This window comes from Levilactobacillus enshiensis (assembly GCF_007115095.1).
GTDB lineage: Bacteria > Bacillota > Bacilli > Lactobacillales > Lactobacillaceae > Levilactobacillus > Levilactobacillus enshiensis.
In genome coordinates this window covers 1-15765 of record NZ_SULH01000004.1, presented here as the reverse complement: position 1 = coordinate 15765, position 15765 = coordinate 1, and the positions used below count along the sequence as shown (strand labels likewise).

Annotated in this window: 11 protein-coding genes and 1 pseudogene; 4 read left to right on the top strand and 8 right to left on the bottom strand. The window is 47.4% G+C overall.

Annotated elements, in window-relative coordinates:
• Position 1 precedes the first annotated feature (1 nt).
• Together FAY32_RS05070 and FAY32_RS05065 are read right to left on the bottom strand one after the other, a co-directional pair.
• Entirely contained in the window at positions 2-355 is a 354-nt protein-coding gene (locus FAY32_RS05070) for a PadR family transcriptional regulator (RefSeq protein WP_143462381.1), read from the bottom strand.
• A 755-nt stretch (positions 356-1110) separates the two neighbouring features.
• Complete coding sequence (locus FAY32_RS05065; protein ID WP_143462380.1) at positions 1111-1998, bottom strand: SDR family oxidoreductase; 888 nt, start codon at positions 1996-1998, stop codon at positions 1111-1113.
• A gap of 121 nt (positions 1999-2119) precedes the next feature.
• Here FAY32_RS05065 and FAY32_RS05060 point away from each other — a divergent pair, with 121 nt between their 5' ends.
• Together FAY32_RS05060 and FAY32_RS05055 are read left to right on the top strand one after the other, a co-directional pair.
• Positions 2120-2731, top strand: a complete 612-nt coding sequence (locus tag FAY32_RS05060) for a TetR/AcrR family transcriptional regulator (RefSeq protein WP_143462379.1) — start codon at positions 2120-2122, stop codon at positions 2729-2731.
• Positions 2732-3018: 287 nt separating this feature from the next.
• Positions 3019-3780 (top strand): annotated as a pseudogene (locus FAY32_RS05055) (transposase); the annotation flags it as partial.
• Between the two features lie 105 nt (positions 3781-3885).
• On the opposite strand, the gene FAY32_RS05050 reads toward FAY32_RS05055, so the two are convergent.
• Entirely contained in the window at positions 3886-4278 is a 393-nt protein-coding gene (locus FAY32_RS05050) for a cytidine deaminase (RefSeq protein ID WP_143462378.1), read from the bottom strand.
• A gap of 216 nt (positions 4279-4494) precedes the next feature.
• Between FAY32_RS05050 and lepB the strand changes: the two genes are divergently transcribed.
• Positions 4495-5079 (top strand): signal peptidase I, encoded by a 585-nt coding sequence (lepB, locus tag FAY32_RS05045; RefSeq protein WP_143462377.1) that lies wholly within the window; start codon positions 4495-4497, stop codon positions 5077-5079.
• 147 nt (positions 5080-5226) lie between these two features.
• Here the strand turns inward: lepB and FAY32_RS05040 are convergent, their stop codons facing one another.
• The 5 genes from FAY32_RS05040 to FAY32_RS05020 form a co-directional block, all read right to left on the bottom strand.
• Positions 5227-5499 (bottom strand): type II toxin-antitoxin system RelB/DinJ family antitoxin, encoded by a 273-nt coding sequence (locus FAY32_RS05040; protein WP_158727544.1) that lies wholly within the window; start codon positions 5497-5499, stop codon positions 5227-5229.
• Between the two features lie 274 nt (positions 5500-5773).
• Positions 5774-7357, bottom strand: a complete 1584-nt coding sequence (locus FAY32_RS05035; RefSeq protein ID WP_143462375.1) for an ATP-binding cassette domain-containing protein — start codon at positions 7355-7357, stop codon at positions 5774-5776.
• A gap of 302 nt (positions 7358-7659) precedes the next feature.
• Positions 7660-9354, bottom strand: coding sequence for an oleate hydratase (locus tag FAY32_RS05030; RefSeq protein WP_143462374.1), 1695 nt, complete (start codon positions 9352-9354; stop codon positions 7660-7662).
• A 542-nt stretch (positions 9355-9896) separates the two neighbouring features.
• The gene (locus FAY32_RS05025) at positions 9897-10775 is read right to left on the bottom strand and encodes a hypothetical protein (RefSeq protein WP_191988145.1); all 879 of its coding nucleotides are present in this window, start codon (positions 10773-10775) and stop codon (positions 9897-9899) included.
• Between the two features lie 312 nt (positions 10776-11087).
• On the bottom strand, positions 11088-13031 hold the full coding sequence (locus FAY32_RS05020; protein WP_143462373.1) for an acyltransferase family protein: 1944 nt from the start codon (positions 13029-13031) through the stop codon (positions 11088-11090).
• A 661-nt stretch (positions 13032-13692) separates the two neighbouring features.
• On the opposite strand from FAY32_RS05020, the gene add reads away from it, so the two are divergent.
• The gene (add, locus tag FAY32_RS05015) at positions 13693-14730 is read left to right on the top strand and encodes an adenosine deaminase (RefSeq protein ID WP_143462372.1); all 1038 of its coding nucleotides are present in this window, start codon (positions 13693-13695) and stop codon (positions 14728-14730) included.
• Positions 14731-15765 lie beyond the last annotated feature (1035 nt).

The window sequence follows — 15765 nt, the reverse complement described above, 5'->3', positions numbered from 1 at the left end:
CCTAGTCCTCCTCGGTAGTAATCTTTCCGGTGATCAAATCATCAATAATTGGCTTAGCAAATTGCCAGGCCGCCGTATTCTCTGCGAGTAACTCGCGGCCGGCTGCCGTCACGTGATAGTACTTGCGGCGTGACCCCTGCGTTTCATCGCCCCAGTAGTCGGTCAACGCCCCGTTCTTTTCCAGTCGGCGAAAGACGGTGTACAGCGTGGCTTCGTTCAACTCATAGTGTCCTGCGCTGAGTTCCTTCACCCGCTTGGCCACTTGGTACCCATAGCTATCCCCCTGTTGCAGGATATTCAAGATGATGGTATCCGTATGGCCCCGGATTAGATCTTTGGAAATAATCTCAGCCATGCTGCCACTTCCTTTCTTTTTCGATGGTCTTAATGTATCACATACTACTGTGTGTGTCAAAGTAATTTGTTCAAAGTAGTATTCTAACGTGTTAGGTACGTTAACTCACTTAAGCTAACTGACAACATCACTGCCACCAGGCCACATTTCCCACCACGACAAAAAGGACCTGCGGCATAACTCAAAAGAGGTTGTGACATAAGCCTCCAAAACAAAAGCTGGTTACGGAAAATCTGAGGATTTTCCGTAACCAGCTTTTGGTATAACTAAAATAAAAAGAGCATCGGTCGCACCCGACACCCGCCAAAATTATCCTGAGAGGGCGTTCGATGCATAAAATAGTAGATGCCTCATTTTAAAAAATTAACAGGTGGGTACTTGTCGTTAATAGCTGTACGGATTAATGCCAAGAGCGCCAAGCTTCCAATCAAGAGATTTATAAACCAAGCATATTGAAATGGCGATTCTATAAAAGCATCTTTAAGTTTGAAGGCGAATAAAATCAGAGCCCAAAACTTAACTGACTTAAACATATTACGATCTCACTTCAAGTCAAATACTGAAACGTGCTGACGTTATTAGTTTTCTTCTGCCGCTGCATTTTATGAAGCACGTGGTCGACTAATCAATAGGTGTTCACTACGTTATAAATACCACAAATTTTAAAAGTTTGTCAGATAAACACAGAACAGCCCACCTGATGATTAGCTAACTTTACATTGATCGTAATAGTGTCATCTGGGTCTTACGCCTTCTTAAACTTGCTGATAAGCCTGCGCTAGTTCTTGGGCAAACGTGGTCAATTTTGTTGGTCCGAGTACTGGCTGATGCGCGCGATAATCCGCATAGAAGTCATGGTCGCGCTGATAGGCGCCCGTCTTTACATATTCTTGTGAAAAATTGACGGGTAGACCTGCCGCCGTCATGTTGGCGAGCAAGGTGGTATCGTCAACGTGAACGGCTTTGAGATCAGGCATGGTGAGTGCTGCCCCAAGAATGGCGGCCACTTGGTTGTAAGTCTGTTCATCGCTAGCAACGTATTGACTCGTCACGCCGGGTTGTGGCGTGAGTAGCGCCGCCAAGACGACTGGCACAATATCTGCTGGTGCGACCCAAGATTGGGTTTTCGCCAGGTCGGCGTTGGTATAGATGGCGTGGTCGCGTTTGATACTGGTCAATGCCCCGTACAAGTTATAGTACATCCCGGTTGGGCGAATGAAGGACAGATTAACGTTAGGAAGTGCCGCGGTGAGGACACCTTCGATAATTTGATAAATATGAAGGGAGCCGACTTCTGGTCCTAAGTTAGCACCAACACTACTGAGGTTGACCACGTGCTGAACTCCGGCCGCCGTGACTGCGTTGGCATAAATGGTCGCCTGTTTTCTGCCTGCTGCAAAAATATTGGCGCCATCTGTTGCCGCGGTAATCATGAGGTACACGGCGTCGGCGCCCTTGAAAGTTTGTGTCAAGAAGACTTCATCGGCAATACTGCCAATAGCAGGTGTTGCACCTAAAGTAGTAATTTCTGCGGCGCGCTGGGGGTTATGACTGATCACGGTGACGTCGTGACCAGCAGCAACTAATTGTTCAGCGACGGGACGACTAATGTGACCTAATGATCCGGTTAAAATAATTTTCATCAATAAGGACTTCCTTTTAAAGTATAAGTCTATCTTTTAAACTGGAATCCATTATAAAAGATAGACTTATACTTTGTCAACTGATAAACTAAAGAAAAGATATTGAGGGGAGCAAAACGCCATGAAATTAAAGGATGAAGATAAGTATAATCGGTTGATAAAAGCGGCAATTGACCTCTTGGCGGAGGCTGGACTCGCCAATTTTTCAACCACCAAGGTAGCTAAAAGAGCCGGGATTCCGCAATCAAACGTCTATATTTATTTTGAGAATAAACAAGCGTTACTAGCGGCTGTTTTTCAAGTGACGGTGCACGAACAAAGTCTAGCCGTAGTGAAAGGTATCGATGACGAGGCACCGATGACTCGCCAATTAGTGGCCAGTATTCAGACGCTGTACCGGTTTGCTCGTGCGCAACCAGCGACAGTAGCGGCCCTACAAGTACTCTTAGATGATGTTCAGTTAAAGCATCAGCTGCATGTAAAGGTGGATGATGAGGCCAATCAGCGGATTCAAGCTATGTTGCGTGCTGGTAGAGAGCAGCAGGTCTTACGAACGACAGATGTGAATTTCCTGCGTTATTTTCTCTCTCGACCAGTCTTTCACTATGCGGCGGGTGTTCAACAGCAGCTCTATCCCGATACGCCAGACGCTTTGGCGGATTTAACCAAAATGATTATGGGGGCAGTTTTACAGCCGGCAGTTTACCAAACGTGGCTGATTAATTTGGCATAACGAAAAGGGAAGCGTCATGCGCGTAAGCTGTTTGACGGTGCGCGCTTTGATATAGTGGTGTAAATAAAAGTTGAGGCTGTGACATAAGTCTCTAAAATAAAGTGGTGCTAGGAAAATCTTCGGATTTTCCTAGCACCACTTTTGATATAATAGAAAATAAAAAAGAGTATCGGTGGCCGCCGATACTCCGCGAAATTATCCCCGAAAGGACATTCAATATGCAAGATTATTATAACATGAATCAAACCACTTTGAGTATTGCATTAGACTACATTCCAGAAGAAAATCATCAATTATTTCAAAATCCAACTGACACGCGGACACTCAAACAATTTACACAACATTTGAAACACCACGATACCTTAGGATCAACCATCGTAGCCGATGCCGGTTACGGTTCAGAAAGTAACTATCGATACTTAGAGGACGATCTAAGCAGTCATGTAGCGCTAATTCCATACGGAACGATGCTTAAAGAAAACAGTCGTAAATGGAAAAGTGATGATCGAAAGGTCATGAACTGGGATTACTGTGAGCAAGACGACTATTTTATTGACCCCAAGGGAATTCGATTTAACTTCAAGACCTATCGGCAACGAACCGATAAGTATGGGTTCACACGTGACTTTAAAAAATATGTCGCTGAAAGATACGACGAGAACCATAACCTAATTGCCGCAGCATTGACTCCAAAAGGTAGTCTACGAAGAATTTCAGTAAATGAGGCTTGGGAATACTTTAAGGCTAAACAACGAGAGCTACTTTCAGCTCCCAAAACTGGCAATATCTATGGACAACGGAAGATTGATGTTGAGCCAATTTTTGGGAAGATGAAGGCTTCTTTGCGTTTCAATCGGTTCTCGGTACGAGGACTTGAGAAGGTCAAAAAAGAGGCTGGACTCGTCATAATGGCCCTAAACATCATGAAACTGGTTACGTTAGGGACCAGTTCTAAGAACAGAAGACAAAGACAAATGAGACAAGAAATCAAAGTTCGGTTTCTTGTCTCATTTGTCTGTATAGAGGCTAGTTATGTCACAGCCTCTTTTATTTTTTGCCATTATCGTGTCGAAACGTGCGCCACCAAGCAGTTTGTTGCGCTTAACCGCCTGATGTCCCACTTTCCACATAAAAAATTCAAACGCTGTAACGTTTTACTTCAATTCAGTAAAGGCACCCGGAAGAATTCCTTCCACCGTGGTTTCGGTAAAGGCACCCTTTTGGTTGGTCAGATAAATTGGTGCGTCGGCGTCGAAAAATTCGGCGATGACTTGGCGACAAATACCACAAGGGGCGATGGGACCGTCCGTGTTCCCAGTCACTAACAGGGCTGTGAAGTGTTTCTCACCCGCAGCAATGCCTGAGAATATCGCCGTTCTTTCCGCACAATTTGTTGCCCCGTACGACGCATTTTCGATGTTACAGCCACCATAGATTTTGCCGCTAGCACCGACTGCTGCCGCGCCAACGTGGAAATGAGAGTAAGGCGTGTAAGCTTTGTCGAGCATTGCCGTTGCAACTGCCAGTAATTCTTTTTGATCTGCCATGTTGTTTCCTCCTCGTATTACCTGTTGTGAACTGTTCTGCTTCTTTATTGTTACATATTTTCATTGAAAGCGCTACCTTTTGCACAAACTTTCTCGTCATTTTGCTTAAGATTTCGCTAAACGAGCTAAGAATGAGATGGGCTATGCTAAAATACAGGCTATATGCTTGCCGTTAAACGGCGAGGTCAACTTTAATTTGGGGGAATTCAATTCGTCATGAAAATTTTACGTAGCATCTTAAGTTGGGTCGTGCCTATTCTGGTGGCCCTGGTAGTCGTCCTGGTCGTGCGCACCTATTTGTTCGAAGTCGTTAAGGTCTCCGGTGGGTCCATGGAACCTAACCTGGCCGACAAGGAACGCATGGGTGTGATCAAACCGCTTAAATTAAAGCGTCTCAGCGTCATCGTTTTTGATGCTTACGGGGAAGATCCGACCGCCGCACCGAATACCAACTACGTTAAACGGGTGATTGGTCTGCCTGGCGACAAGGTCGTTAGCAAGAACGGTTACATTTACGTCAACAATCGCCCCATCAAGCAATCCTTCATCAGTCAGGCGGAACGCACAACGGGAACTGGCAACTGGACGTTAGGGAGCCTTGCCAAAGCTGGTAATTGGAAATACCAGGGCAATACCGTTCCCGCCAACCACTACTTTGTGCTGGGCGATCACCGGAGCATTTCCGAGGACGGTCGCGCTTGGGGCTACGTTGCCGCTGACAAGGTCATGGGCGTGGTTAAAATCCCATTTTGGCAAGGGACTAAGACCCACCGCGTCAATGTCAATGACATGGCGAGTTAACAAAGATTTACTTAGCTAAAAAGGATTAAGCATTAGCTAACCCCACACTAGCTGATACTTAACCTTTTTTTGGTTTCTAATGAAGCTTGAGAATATCATGTGTTCCGGTATCCAGTAGTAGCAAAATTAGATCATCTTAACCTTCATTTAGTCCCCCAAATTATCTAAATAATGGTAAAAGTCCTGTTCAGTATCAAAAGTTGTAACATCACCCTTTGCTGCTTCCTTCAGAGCTTGTGAGAGGCGTTGGCCATAAACTGAAGGTTGGAACGGAAGTGCTTGATCACGAATTGACTGAGCCAAAAACATATTAATAGCTGTGCCCAAGTCCAATCCCATCTCATTAAAAACCTTCTGTGCCGCTTCTTTTCTATCGCGATCAATCCGAATGCTAATCCTATCTTTTTCTACATTTTGCACGATTACACCGCCCATCTATTTTTACCACTATATCACCAGTTGGCACTCAATTATAGAATTTCACTCTGCTCTTTTCATAATTTCATATCTTAGTAAACCCCTTTTAAATGTGTTATATACAGCATTAATCTATCTTAAAAGTTAAATTCAATTGCTAAATATTCGGTGCCAATTGAGCCATGATTGGTTAATACTTCGTACCTTGTTTCTATTAATCTAGGTACAAAGTTGGCGCTATCCTCATTCTGACCTTTTGCATGCTATTAGCGGGCGGTCACAGTCTAACGACCTGCTCAAACCGTGCCAAATAAGCTTCATCCCAGTTATGAGTCACAACTAGTACCGTTCGGCCCCTCAGGCCAAAAATCAGTCGCTGAATGATGGCTGACGTGACGGGGTCTTGCCCACTATCCGGCTCATCGATAATCAGCACCGGTGCCGCGACTAACAATGCTCTAGCAAGGGATATTCGTTGTCGTTCCCCACCGGATAGCTGGGCATTTCCAGCCGTGATCACGCGCTGACGAATGGCAAACAAGCCTAAGCGACGTAGGATCTCGTCGACCACAGGACTCTGAATGGCGCCAAAGAGAGTGACGTTGTCAAGGACGGTGCCCCTAAAGATCATCGGTGCCTGATCAATGTACACCACGTGTCGATACAACTCAGTCTGCTCAATGTCTTTCACAGCAACGCCGCCAATCGTAACCGTTCCCTGATATCCCGTCAGCTGTCCCGCGATGATCTTCATCAACGTGCTTTTCCCACAACCACTGGGACCGATAATGGCCGTCTTTTGTTGATAGTCAAACGTCATATTGCGTTTGGTAAAGACGGGCGACTCTGACCCATAACGATAACTGAGATTTTTAACCACAATTTTTCCCACCCTAAAATGGCGCGATGCCGCTGGGGACGTAACCGCTAGATATGGCTGCATCCGCTGTTGCAACGGCTGCGTTGCTGACATCTTCAGGTTAGCCACATTTAGACCATTGCTGGCTGGCACGATATAGTTCAGTAATTGCATCGTGATGGTTAAATCACCAACTGTAATCTGCCTGTTCAGAATAAATAAGGCAGCCACTAACATACACCCAATCTGTGCCCCCATTGTCAGCAACGTCGACAACTGGCTGATTCGTACATCCCACAACGTTGCGTTGCGTCGCTGCTCTTCCAACTGACCATCAGCCTGCGTGAGTTGCCGCGTAAAAATCGGCGTGGCAGAAAACGCCTTGATGGTCGTCAGTCCGTTTAAAATCCCCGTCCAGAGTGTCATGTGCGCCGCAATCTCTCGATTAAGAACGCCCTTGTAGCGCCCAAATCGCCGCCGAATCAAGGGATTGACCAAGAACGGGATTGCTGAAATGAGACCAAAGAGACCAAACAGCGGCACACTGACCCACAACAGGGCTAACGAACACAGCGTCACTTGTAGAATGTTGCCGATTCGACTCAGCCGACTGCCAAAATAATCCGTCGCTAGCGTGGGCACCACCGTTTCTACCACGTTAAAGGCGTCTGAAGTCGACACACCGGCTTGTCGGCAATCGTGCTGGAAGACGTTGCGGTAAATTTTAGCCTTTAACCGTTGTTGTACGCGCTGCATGATTGCCAGCCGCGTGGCGGTCACACTGACGGAAAATACATAGATCAACCCTAAGGCCGCTAGTGCAAGCGCACCAACCCCTAGTACCCGTGTCATCTGACCGGCAATGGCCAAGTTGATAAACCACCCCATTGCGTAAGATAGTCCAATCTTACTGAACGTATTGGCTACCGAATAGCCACCCAACAACCACATTGCGCCTCGCTGCCCAGTCAACTCAGAACATAACGCCTGTTTCTCAGTCATCCCATCCGCCTCGATTCAGTCGTTAGTTTAGCATGGCGAATTCTCCACACCCCATCGCTTGCTCGACTAACTCCCCCTTCTTTTCAAACTGACAGTCTACAGTCCTTTTCTGACCCCCACCAAGCTGCTAAACGGTACACTCACACTATAGTGGTTCGCCAGTTTCAACCTCGCAAAAAAAAGACAGCCCACTCGTCATCGAGTTGGTTGTCTTTTTGGTCGGGGGTAAAGGTGCCCACAGTGAATGCGTCATGTCGCAAGGAAGACGAGTCGCACACTGGCTCTACCCCGAAATTTAAAAGTTAGCTAAACATCCGTTTCGTGGCCTTCAACAAGGTCTTCGGATCCTTATCGTAACGTGGTGTATCAACTAAGTTGTCCATGGAAATACCGGTAAAGTGGTAAGCCGCAATTTCCCCAGAACGAACCGCACTTTGTTCCGTGAAGATCATCTGGTAAGGTTGTTCCGCAAATTCACCGGTGAAGGCTAAGTTGGTGGAATGTGCTGGAATAACTTCTGGCCGGTCTGACTTGGCCCGGTTGTTGAACAATGCTGAAGCATATGGCATGTAAACCGGGATATTGTTGATGATGCTGTCCAGAATTTCTGGTTCTTTGTCCTTAATATTGTTTGGACCTGGATCGACCTTGGACAGTTGCCCAATCAATTCCTGAGCCATTTCCTTACCAGTCATCTTGATGTACTGTTTGTGGACGAACTCACCGGTCCGACGTGGGTACAGGAAGTAGCCCCAGATAACGGATTCGTTAGGTTTTTGGGTCGTAAAGTGTGGTTGGTGGTGCACCACGATCGACATGTTAATGTCCTTTTGACCCAATGGCGTGATTGGCGTCGTGGACAAGAAGGAGTTCAACGCGTTCCCAGGAACCTGCGTGGTAATCCGCGTAATTTCGTTTAGCAACAGGTGGTTCTTCGTGGTCAAGGTGAAGCTGACCCATTCGGAATTCTTCCGGTCGTTAAAGAACTTATCTGGCGTCCCTAAGTTGTAGAACCGTTCCGTGGCTTTCTTCCACAAGGCCGCACTGATGCCGTATTCCATATTTTCTCTAGCTGGCGTGTTGTAGTCACCCATCGTCGCCGAGTCGGTGATGGAGCCGTTGGTAAAGATGACTGCGGTGTCGTCATCAATGTCCACTAACTCTTCGCTCTCAGTCTCCAAGTTCTTGACGTGTAAGCCCGTAACGGTAATCTCGTCTTGCAGTGGGCTGTCGGCAAATTCCCAATCCGTGACGATCCGGTTGTCGAGGAAGGTGACCCCTTGATCCTTTAAGTAGTTGATCAGTGGGAGCATGATACTTTCAAACTGGTTGTAACGGGTCCGGTTAACCCCGACTAAGTGTTCAATTTGCGTAAATTCATAAATCATTTGGTGCATGTAGCGCCGTAATTCTTGAACGGAGCTTTGGATGCGGAAGGCAAAGGTCGTTTCCCACATGTACCAGAAATTAGTTTGGAACATGTGTGGATCGTCCTTGAAGTATTCGGCAATTGTAATGTTGTCGAGCTTAGTTTCTTCCTCATCAGGCATCAGAACTAACTTGGAGAGTAAGACCCGGTCCTTATTGTTAAGGCCTAACTTCCCACCATCAATGATTCCCTTGCCGCCTTGCAACAGCCGTGCCTTGTCGTAGGTCCGGTGATGCGAGTCGAAATCGTGGGTATCTTCGGCGGCCGTCATCCCCTCTTCGGTTGCAGACGGAATTCGGTCGAGTAAGTCCATTAAATCAACGTATGTCCGGTAGTTCAGCATCCGGCCACCACGAGCAACGTACCCTGTTTGGTTATCCAGCGGATGGTTCTTGTTCCAATATTCGTCACCGAATTCATTGGTATCGCCACCATCGTTAGCACCGTGCATATCAACGCCGTAGAACGTAATTTGTTCACCGCGCCAATGGGCTTCTTGAATCAGGTAAACCGCTGCGGCCATGTTTGCTAAACCAGCACCGATCATTACTGCTTTTGTTTTAACCATATCAAAAACACCTCCGTAGATTCTTCGTGCCTTTACGACTCCATTATGCTTGCTTTGTCATGCATTGTAAAGCGTTTACTTTTAGACCTTATCAAGTTCTAAGAAACGTTAAGAAACCTTAATCTGACAGCCATTACGACAGGTCGTGTTCCGTTTACACGTGGTCGTAAATATTGTAAATTGTGACCCGAAAATCGGGGTAACTTTTGGGCATTAGCTATCGTTTGGAAGCCAATTGATAACGATAATTATTGTCAGTCTCGGCGTTGTCTGGGAACACCCTGTAAGCCGACCGAAAAAACAGACCACCACCTAGTTTTAGACCAAATCAAGAGAGTGGGACAAGATGCGGTTAGTCAATGAGCATGAACGATGCTTCGATAGCCGAATAATTCCGGGCTTGGATTGTTTGTCTATCGGGGTTAAGCGGAGTTGACTGCCTTTGGTTCCACGTTTCAGCCATAGACGTTCGGAACGCAAAAAGAGTCCGGGAATTTTGTCCCGGACTCACTCTGGAAACGTATTTGTCTTGAACTAATTGCCTAGAACTTGCCGGCAACTAATTGTGATGCCAGAACCCAGCCCTTGTTCGTGATCAAGAGGTACTGAACGTTCTTCTTGCCTTGCTTAACCGTAATCTTCTTAGTTGCGTAGTAAGTCTTACCAGCGGCTAAAGTGCCCTTCTTAGTCAACGTTACTTTAGGTTGGTCAGCGGCAAACTTGCCGGAGAAGTAAGCTGGCTTCGTGCCCTTGAAATGGAAAGCGGTCTTCTTGAGTTGAACAGACTTAGCTAAAGTAAAGGTCGTGCCTTTAGCAGCAGCCTTCTTAGGGGTTGCTTTCTTGGCAGTTGCTTTTTTGGCAGTTGCTTTTTTGGCGACAGCCTTCTTCGGCGTTGCTTTCTTAGCAACCGTCTTCTTGGCAGTTGCTTTCTTCGCAGTCGTCTTCTTAGCGGTTGCCGTTACCTTAGCCCCAGCTGTAGTGGCATCTGCCATCTTAACACCGGCCTTGTTGCCATCAGCCGCTTTGAACATGCCGGCGGTCAATTTGGACAATTTAACCCAACCGGACGTCTTGCCACTCGTGACAAAGACTAAAGTTTCCTTCTTTGCCTTGTTCGTGACTACCATTTTCTTCGTTGCATAGTAGGTCTTTTCGCCAGCTAACGTCCCCTTCTTAGTTAAGCTGACAGTAGACTTGTCTGCTGCAAACAAGGCGCTAAATAATTCTGGTTTCCCACTTTTAACGTGGTAAGCTGCCTTTTTGACGGCTTTGCTGCTGGCCAACGTGTAGGTGGTCTTCTTGGCAGCCGCCTTGGTGGCCGCGAAAGCAGTAACTTCGGCATTAGCGGGAGCAATAGCCCCTAAACCCAATGGTAATACCATAGCTGCTGCCGCCGCGATCATTGCAACCTTTTTCATCATAACAATTACCCCCCAGTAGATTGTATTCCTGAATTCATCTTGAATTCATTGTCATAATACCACGTCGCCCTTTTTTAGCTAGTCAATACCCCTTGAATTTAGCAGTTTCACCGAAAAAAATGTGGTTGATGTGTAAATTCAGCCAACTTACATTGTGGGGCCTTATTAGTGAAGAAACAAAAAAGCCGTGAACCCTGATATATCAAGGGTTACACGACTATTGAAACGATTTTGTTATATTAGCTAGCAGCGCCGTTGCCCCTATCTAAGGGTCGTCAGTTCACTAACGTCGGTAAAGCTGACGCTTAGAAACTAGCCATTGACCTTCGCGATGGTTTTGGCAATCAGCGACGTGAAGTACTGGTTCCCGGTATTGTTCGGGTGAACGTGATCATCAACAAACCAACTCGGGTGATTCTTCGCTGTCGTGTACCAATCAATGACGTGAACGTTCTTGTACTTATCCGCCGTCTTTTGAATCCGGTTGTTGACGGAATTCTGCCATTCACGCGTTGGGACGTGGGCCGTGACCCAGAAGATCTGGTGATCCGCACCGATAGCGTGAATAATCTGATCAGACTGCGCTGGCGTGATGTACCCGTTAGTCCCGATGTTGATCAGGACGTTCTTGGCTAACTGACCACGTTGGGCCATGCTCGAAATGACACCCGGAACATCTGCCGCTTGCCGACCAACTGCCCCATTAACGATGGCGCCGGGGAAGACATCCTGTAAGTCACCGGAATCATCCAGCAACACGGAATCCCCAATGGCGGTCAGCGCGGTTTGTTTGCTAGACTGCAGTTCATCAGCAGTCAAGAAGTAGAACTTCGCAGTCTTCTGGTCCGCCTTCGACATCTTAGAGAAGGCTACGGCTTTGTCGTGTTTCTGCTTTTTCTCTGATGCCGCCTTGGCTAATGCCTTTTGTTTCTTAATGGCTGCTTCGTTTTTCTTCTTCGTCGCAGCTGAACGAGCCGTAATCGTCTTCTGTAGGGCGGTTGGCTTCGCCGCAGCCGGTTGTTGGACAAAGCCCACAGCCGTTAAGCCAAACAGTAGTGCCGCAACCACGCCTAACGTATTGGCTAGTCGATGCGCCCGCGGTTGATGCAAGTAACGCATGACATCGTTGGTCAACTGACCGTAGTGGTAATGCCGCATTGGATTTTCAATCCAGCGATAACTGGCTTCCGTGACCACCATGATCAGCGCTACTTCCACCAAAGAGTTCAACAACGGGTGATTGCCAATGTTGACCCGTGATTCATAGAAGATCATGACGGGAAATTGGTACAGGTAAATCCCATAGCTTCGTTTGCCAATGTAAGTAAATGCCCGGTTGGTTAAGATCCGGTTCATATCACTCCCTGGATGGGCGACCGTGCCGACTAACACAGCGGATAGTGCTGTGAACCAGAACATCCCCCCACGGTACGTACTTGCAGCCTGACCGTTCATCGTGAAGAACATGTGAATCAGCAGGAGTAAGGCGACTATGCCCACCGCATCCAATAACAAGCGGTGGTTACGCGACACATTGGCATTCAACTTATGTGCCGGCCAAACGAACGCCATGCTAGCCCCCAGTAAGATGGCAAACATCCGCGTATCGGTCCCATAGTAGACCCGGTTGGTATTGGCGGGATCGTACATCATGGCCATCCCCAACGCCGACAGAACCGCGACCGTCAACAGAATTGCGAGGATGCGTGACCGTTTACGAACAAATAAGAGCAGTAAAATAACGACAACTGGCCAGACCAAGTAGAACTGACCTTCGATCGACAGTGACCAGAGGTGCGTAAATGGCGACTCCCCACTAAAGCGGTTAAAGTACGACTGGCCATGATTGATCTCAAACCAGTTATAACCATAAATCAGGTTGGTCATGACCGTCGAACGAATATTGACCAACAAGTCGCGCTGAAACAAAGTGATATAGGCAGTCGTTCCCAACAGCATCGTGACCAGTGCCGGGTACAGTCGTTTCAGCCGCCGTCCATAGAAACCCAGAACGTCAATTGAATTGTTGGTATCCCACTCTTGAATCAAGAGATACGTGATCAGATACCCCGAAACCACGAAGAAAATCGGAACCCCTAAATAGCCCCCTTGCAGCGTTGACGGTGCTAAATGGTAAATAATGACTCCCAAAACGGCCAACGTCCGAATGCCATCGAACCCGCTGATATACCGCCGTTTCCCCGCGCGCTGGTTACGTAACAGTGTCCGCGTAAGCCGCGTGTTTGTTTGATTCATATGAAATTGCTCCTTCTCTTAAAAAACCAGTAACAGTGCTAACTGGTGATACTCCCCCAACGGTTGTACGCCTGGTTATTTACATCCTAATAAATTCATTTACTTCTTTTGTACTAAGTATTGCTGCGTTATTTTTAGGTTGTCGGCACTTGCCGACTCGATTTGACATTAAATTTTAATAAATCATAGGCAACTGATAGTTGGTGGCCTTGATATTCATGATGGTAATCCACCTGCCTAGGAAAGGCCCTGTGAATTTAATCCATTGGCCGCCCGAAATTTTCACCTACCGCAGTGTAAACGGCCTGATGATTAGACTAATCATATAATGTTTGGCTCCGCGAAACAACGTTTTTCACTCAAATTTCTCATTTGTAAAATTTGCAATCAGATTGTTAACTCACGCGTCGCTATTTGACCGGTATTGTAAGGGATTTCAAGCAAATAAACTATTTTATTAAACCGGATTAATTAGTTTAACTAACATTTATAAACGGAAAGCACGAAATCATGTGTCAACCTTGCCGCTCATCGCAATAACTGACGTCAACCCAAATTCGGCTTCTCGTTCAATCTGGTTGGTTAATTTAGCATGTCAAGGCTAGATAGAAAACGCTTTCATGGTATACTGTAAGGAAGTTAGTGAAGGAGGAGTTCAGCAATGTCCCAAGTCAAACCTTTTACCGAAACCGCAGTTCGTCAATATCCCAAGGTTGAATTACACTGTCATTTGGATGGATCCATCTCACTTGCCGCCCTGCGCAAAATGGCGGCCGTCACTGGTGCGACATTGCCAGCCGACGATGCCGACTTGCGCCAGCTGGTGACGGCGCCACTCGATACCGTCAGTCTGATTGATTACTTAAAACGATTCCAAGTGGTGACCGACCTCATGCAAACGCCGGAACAACTACGAATCGCCGGCTATGACATGGTCCAGACCGCAGCGGAAGACGGCATCATTTACTTAGAAACCCGCTTTGCTCCAGCCATTTTTACCGCCAAGGGCCTGTCGATCAAAGAAGCCTTAGCCGCTACCTTAGAGGGACTACATGAAGGGACCCAGCACTTCGGCATTCCTGTCAACGCCATCGTCTGCGCTATGCGCGATCGGCCCACAGCCGAATGTATTGAGGTCTTCCAAACGGCCGCCGAATTTGCCGACCAGGGCGTGGTGGGCTTAGACTTTGCCGGCGATGAGTTCAACCACCCAGCGCTCGACTTATCCGAAGCCGTCAAGGCCGGTCTCGCCACTGGCTTACCATTTACCCTCCACGCGGGCGAAGCGGGCCCCGTCGACAACGTGGCCGTCTCTCTGACCATGGGAGCCAAACGAATCGGCCACGGAGTTCACATGAGCGGCTTTCCAGCCACCATTCAACAGGCCAAGCGCGCCGGTGCCACCATCGAGATGTGCCCAACCAGTAACGTGCAGACCAAGGCCGTAGCAGGTTACGAGAACTTTCCGCTCTCCGAGTTTCTCAGTGCCGGTCTAAAGGTGACCATCAACACGGACGATCGGACCGTTTCCAACGTGACGCTGACGGATGAGTTCGTCACGCTTCACGAAAAGTTCGGGTTGAATTGGTCCCTCATGGAACAACTCACCCTAAACGCCATCGATGGCGCCTTCATTGATGAAGCAGCAAAAAATAAGTTGCGCGAAAAAGTTCGTGCCGCTAGTGAAATAACGGATTAAAGATTGAACGTTAAAAATAGTGGTAATTCCTAATGTCACAGGTAACTGCCGCCTTACCGTTCACCAAACTTGAACCGGAACGCGGTAGGCAGTCGTACCGTTAAATTAGCCTAAATTGGGCGCACTCCGGCTGCCAGGGATTCCACCTGCTGTGGGGACGCTTCAGACTGGCAGAACACCAGTCTTCTCGCTCGATTTGAAGCCACGAAGACCACGTGTCTCCAAAGTCGCCCGTGCTGTAAGCTGGCTGAAAAAGCGCCAGCTAACACCACTCTCACGGCCGGCTCCATCCCTGGCCTCCTCCGGCGCTGATTGTGTTTTATCACGACAATGGCTGTAGTCCACAGCTACCTGGTATTTGGAGATTCAATGGATAACGACCGTTACGGTTATTCTCAGAGTTGTCTGAGAAAACAATGTAAGCCGAGAGGTCGACAGATATGAGCTCAGGTGCGTCTTTCTACTTAGTCAGTAAGTACACTTCTTACTGGCTTAGTAGAAAACCAAGATTGTAGACTCGTAGTTTTTGAGGCTTCGAGTTGTGTTCGCACCACTCCAGCTCATAGTTGCCGGCCGTTAAGGCGAAGGGACCACCAAGTTACCTAGTTTTAGTCCCATTGTTGTCAGAACAGGCATGGTCGGTACTTTATTGGCCCGTAACTGGCGTGATAGTTATCACTTTAGGTAGCCGTGAGTGAGCCAAATTTGAACCCAGCCGTGGGATTTTTCAAGTGATCTGCTTGAAAAATGGCGTCTTTGAGACAGTGACTTTCTGGCTCAAAGCGAGGTCAAAGACCGCTTCTCAGGCTTTGACCGTCCTCCCCACCGCGTTCCGGTTCAAGTTTGGCGAACGGTAAGGCGGGAGTTTAGTCAATATTGCCGGAAAGCGTAAGTCTGGGACATAACTTAAAAATCAGCTGTTTCAGAAGAATATTCTGCTATAGTCCCCTTAAGGTTGACAGATGAAAAACAATAATTCATCTATTAATCTTAAGGGGATTTTATTATGCCTAGAACCAGATTCACACCTGAGGA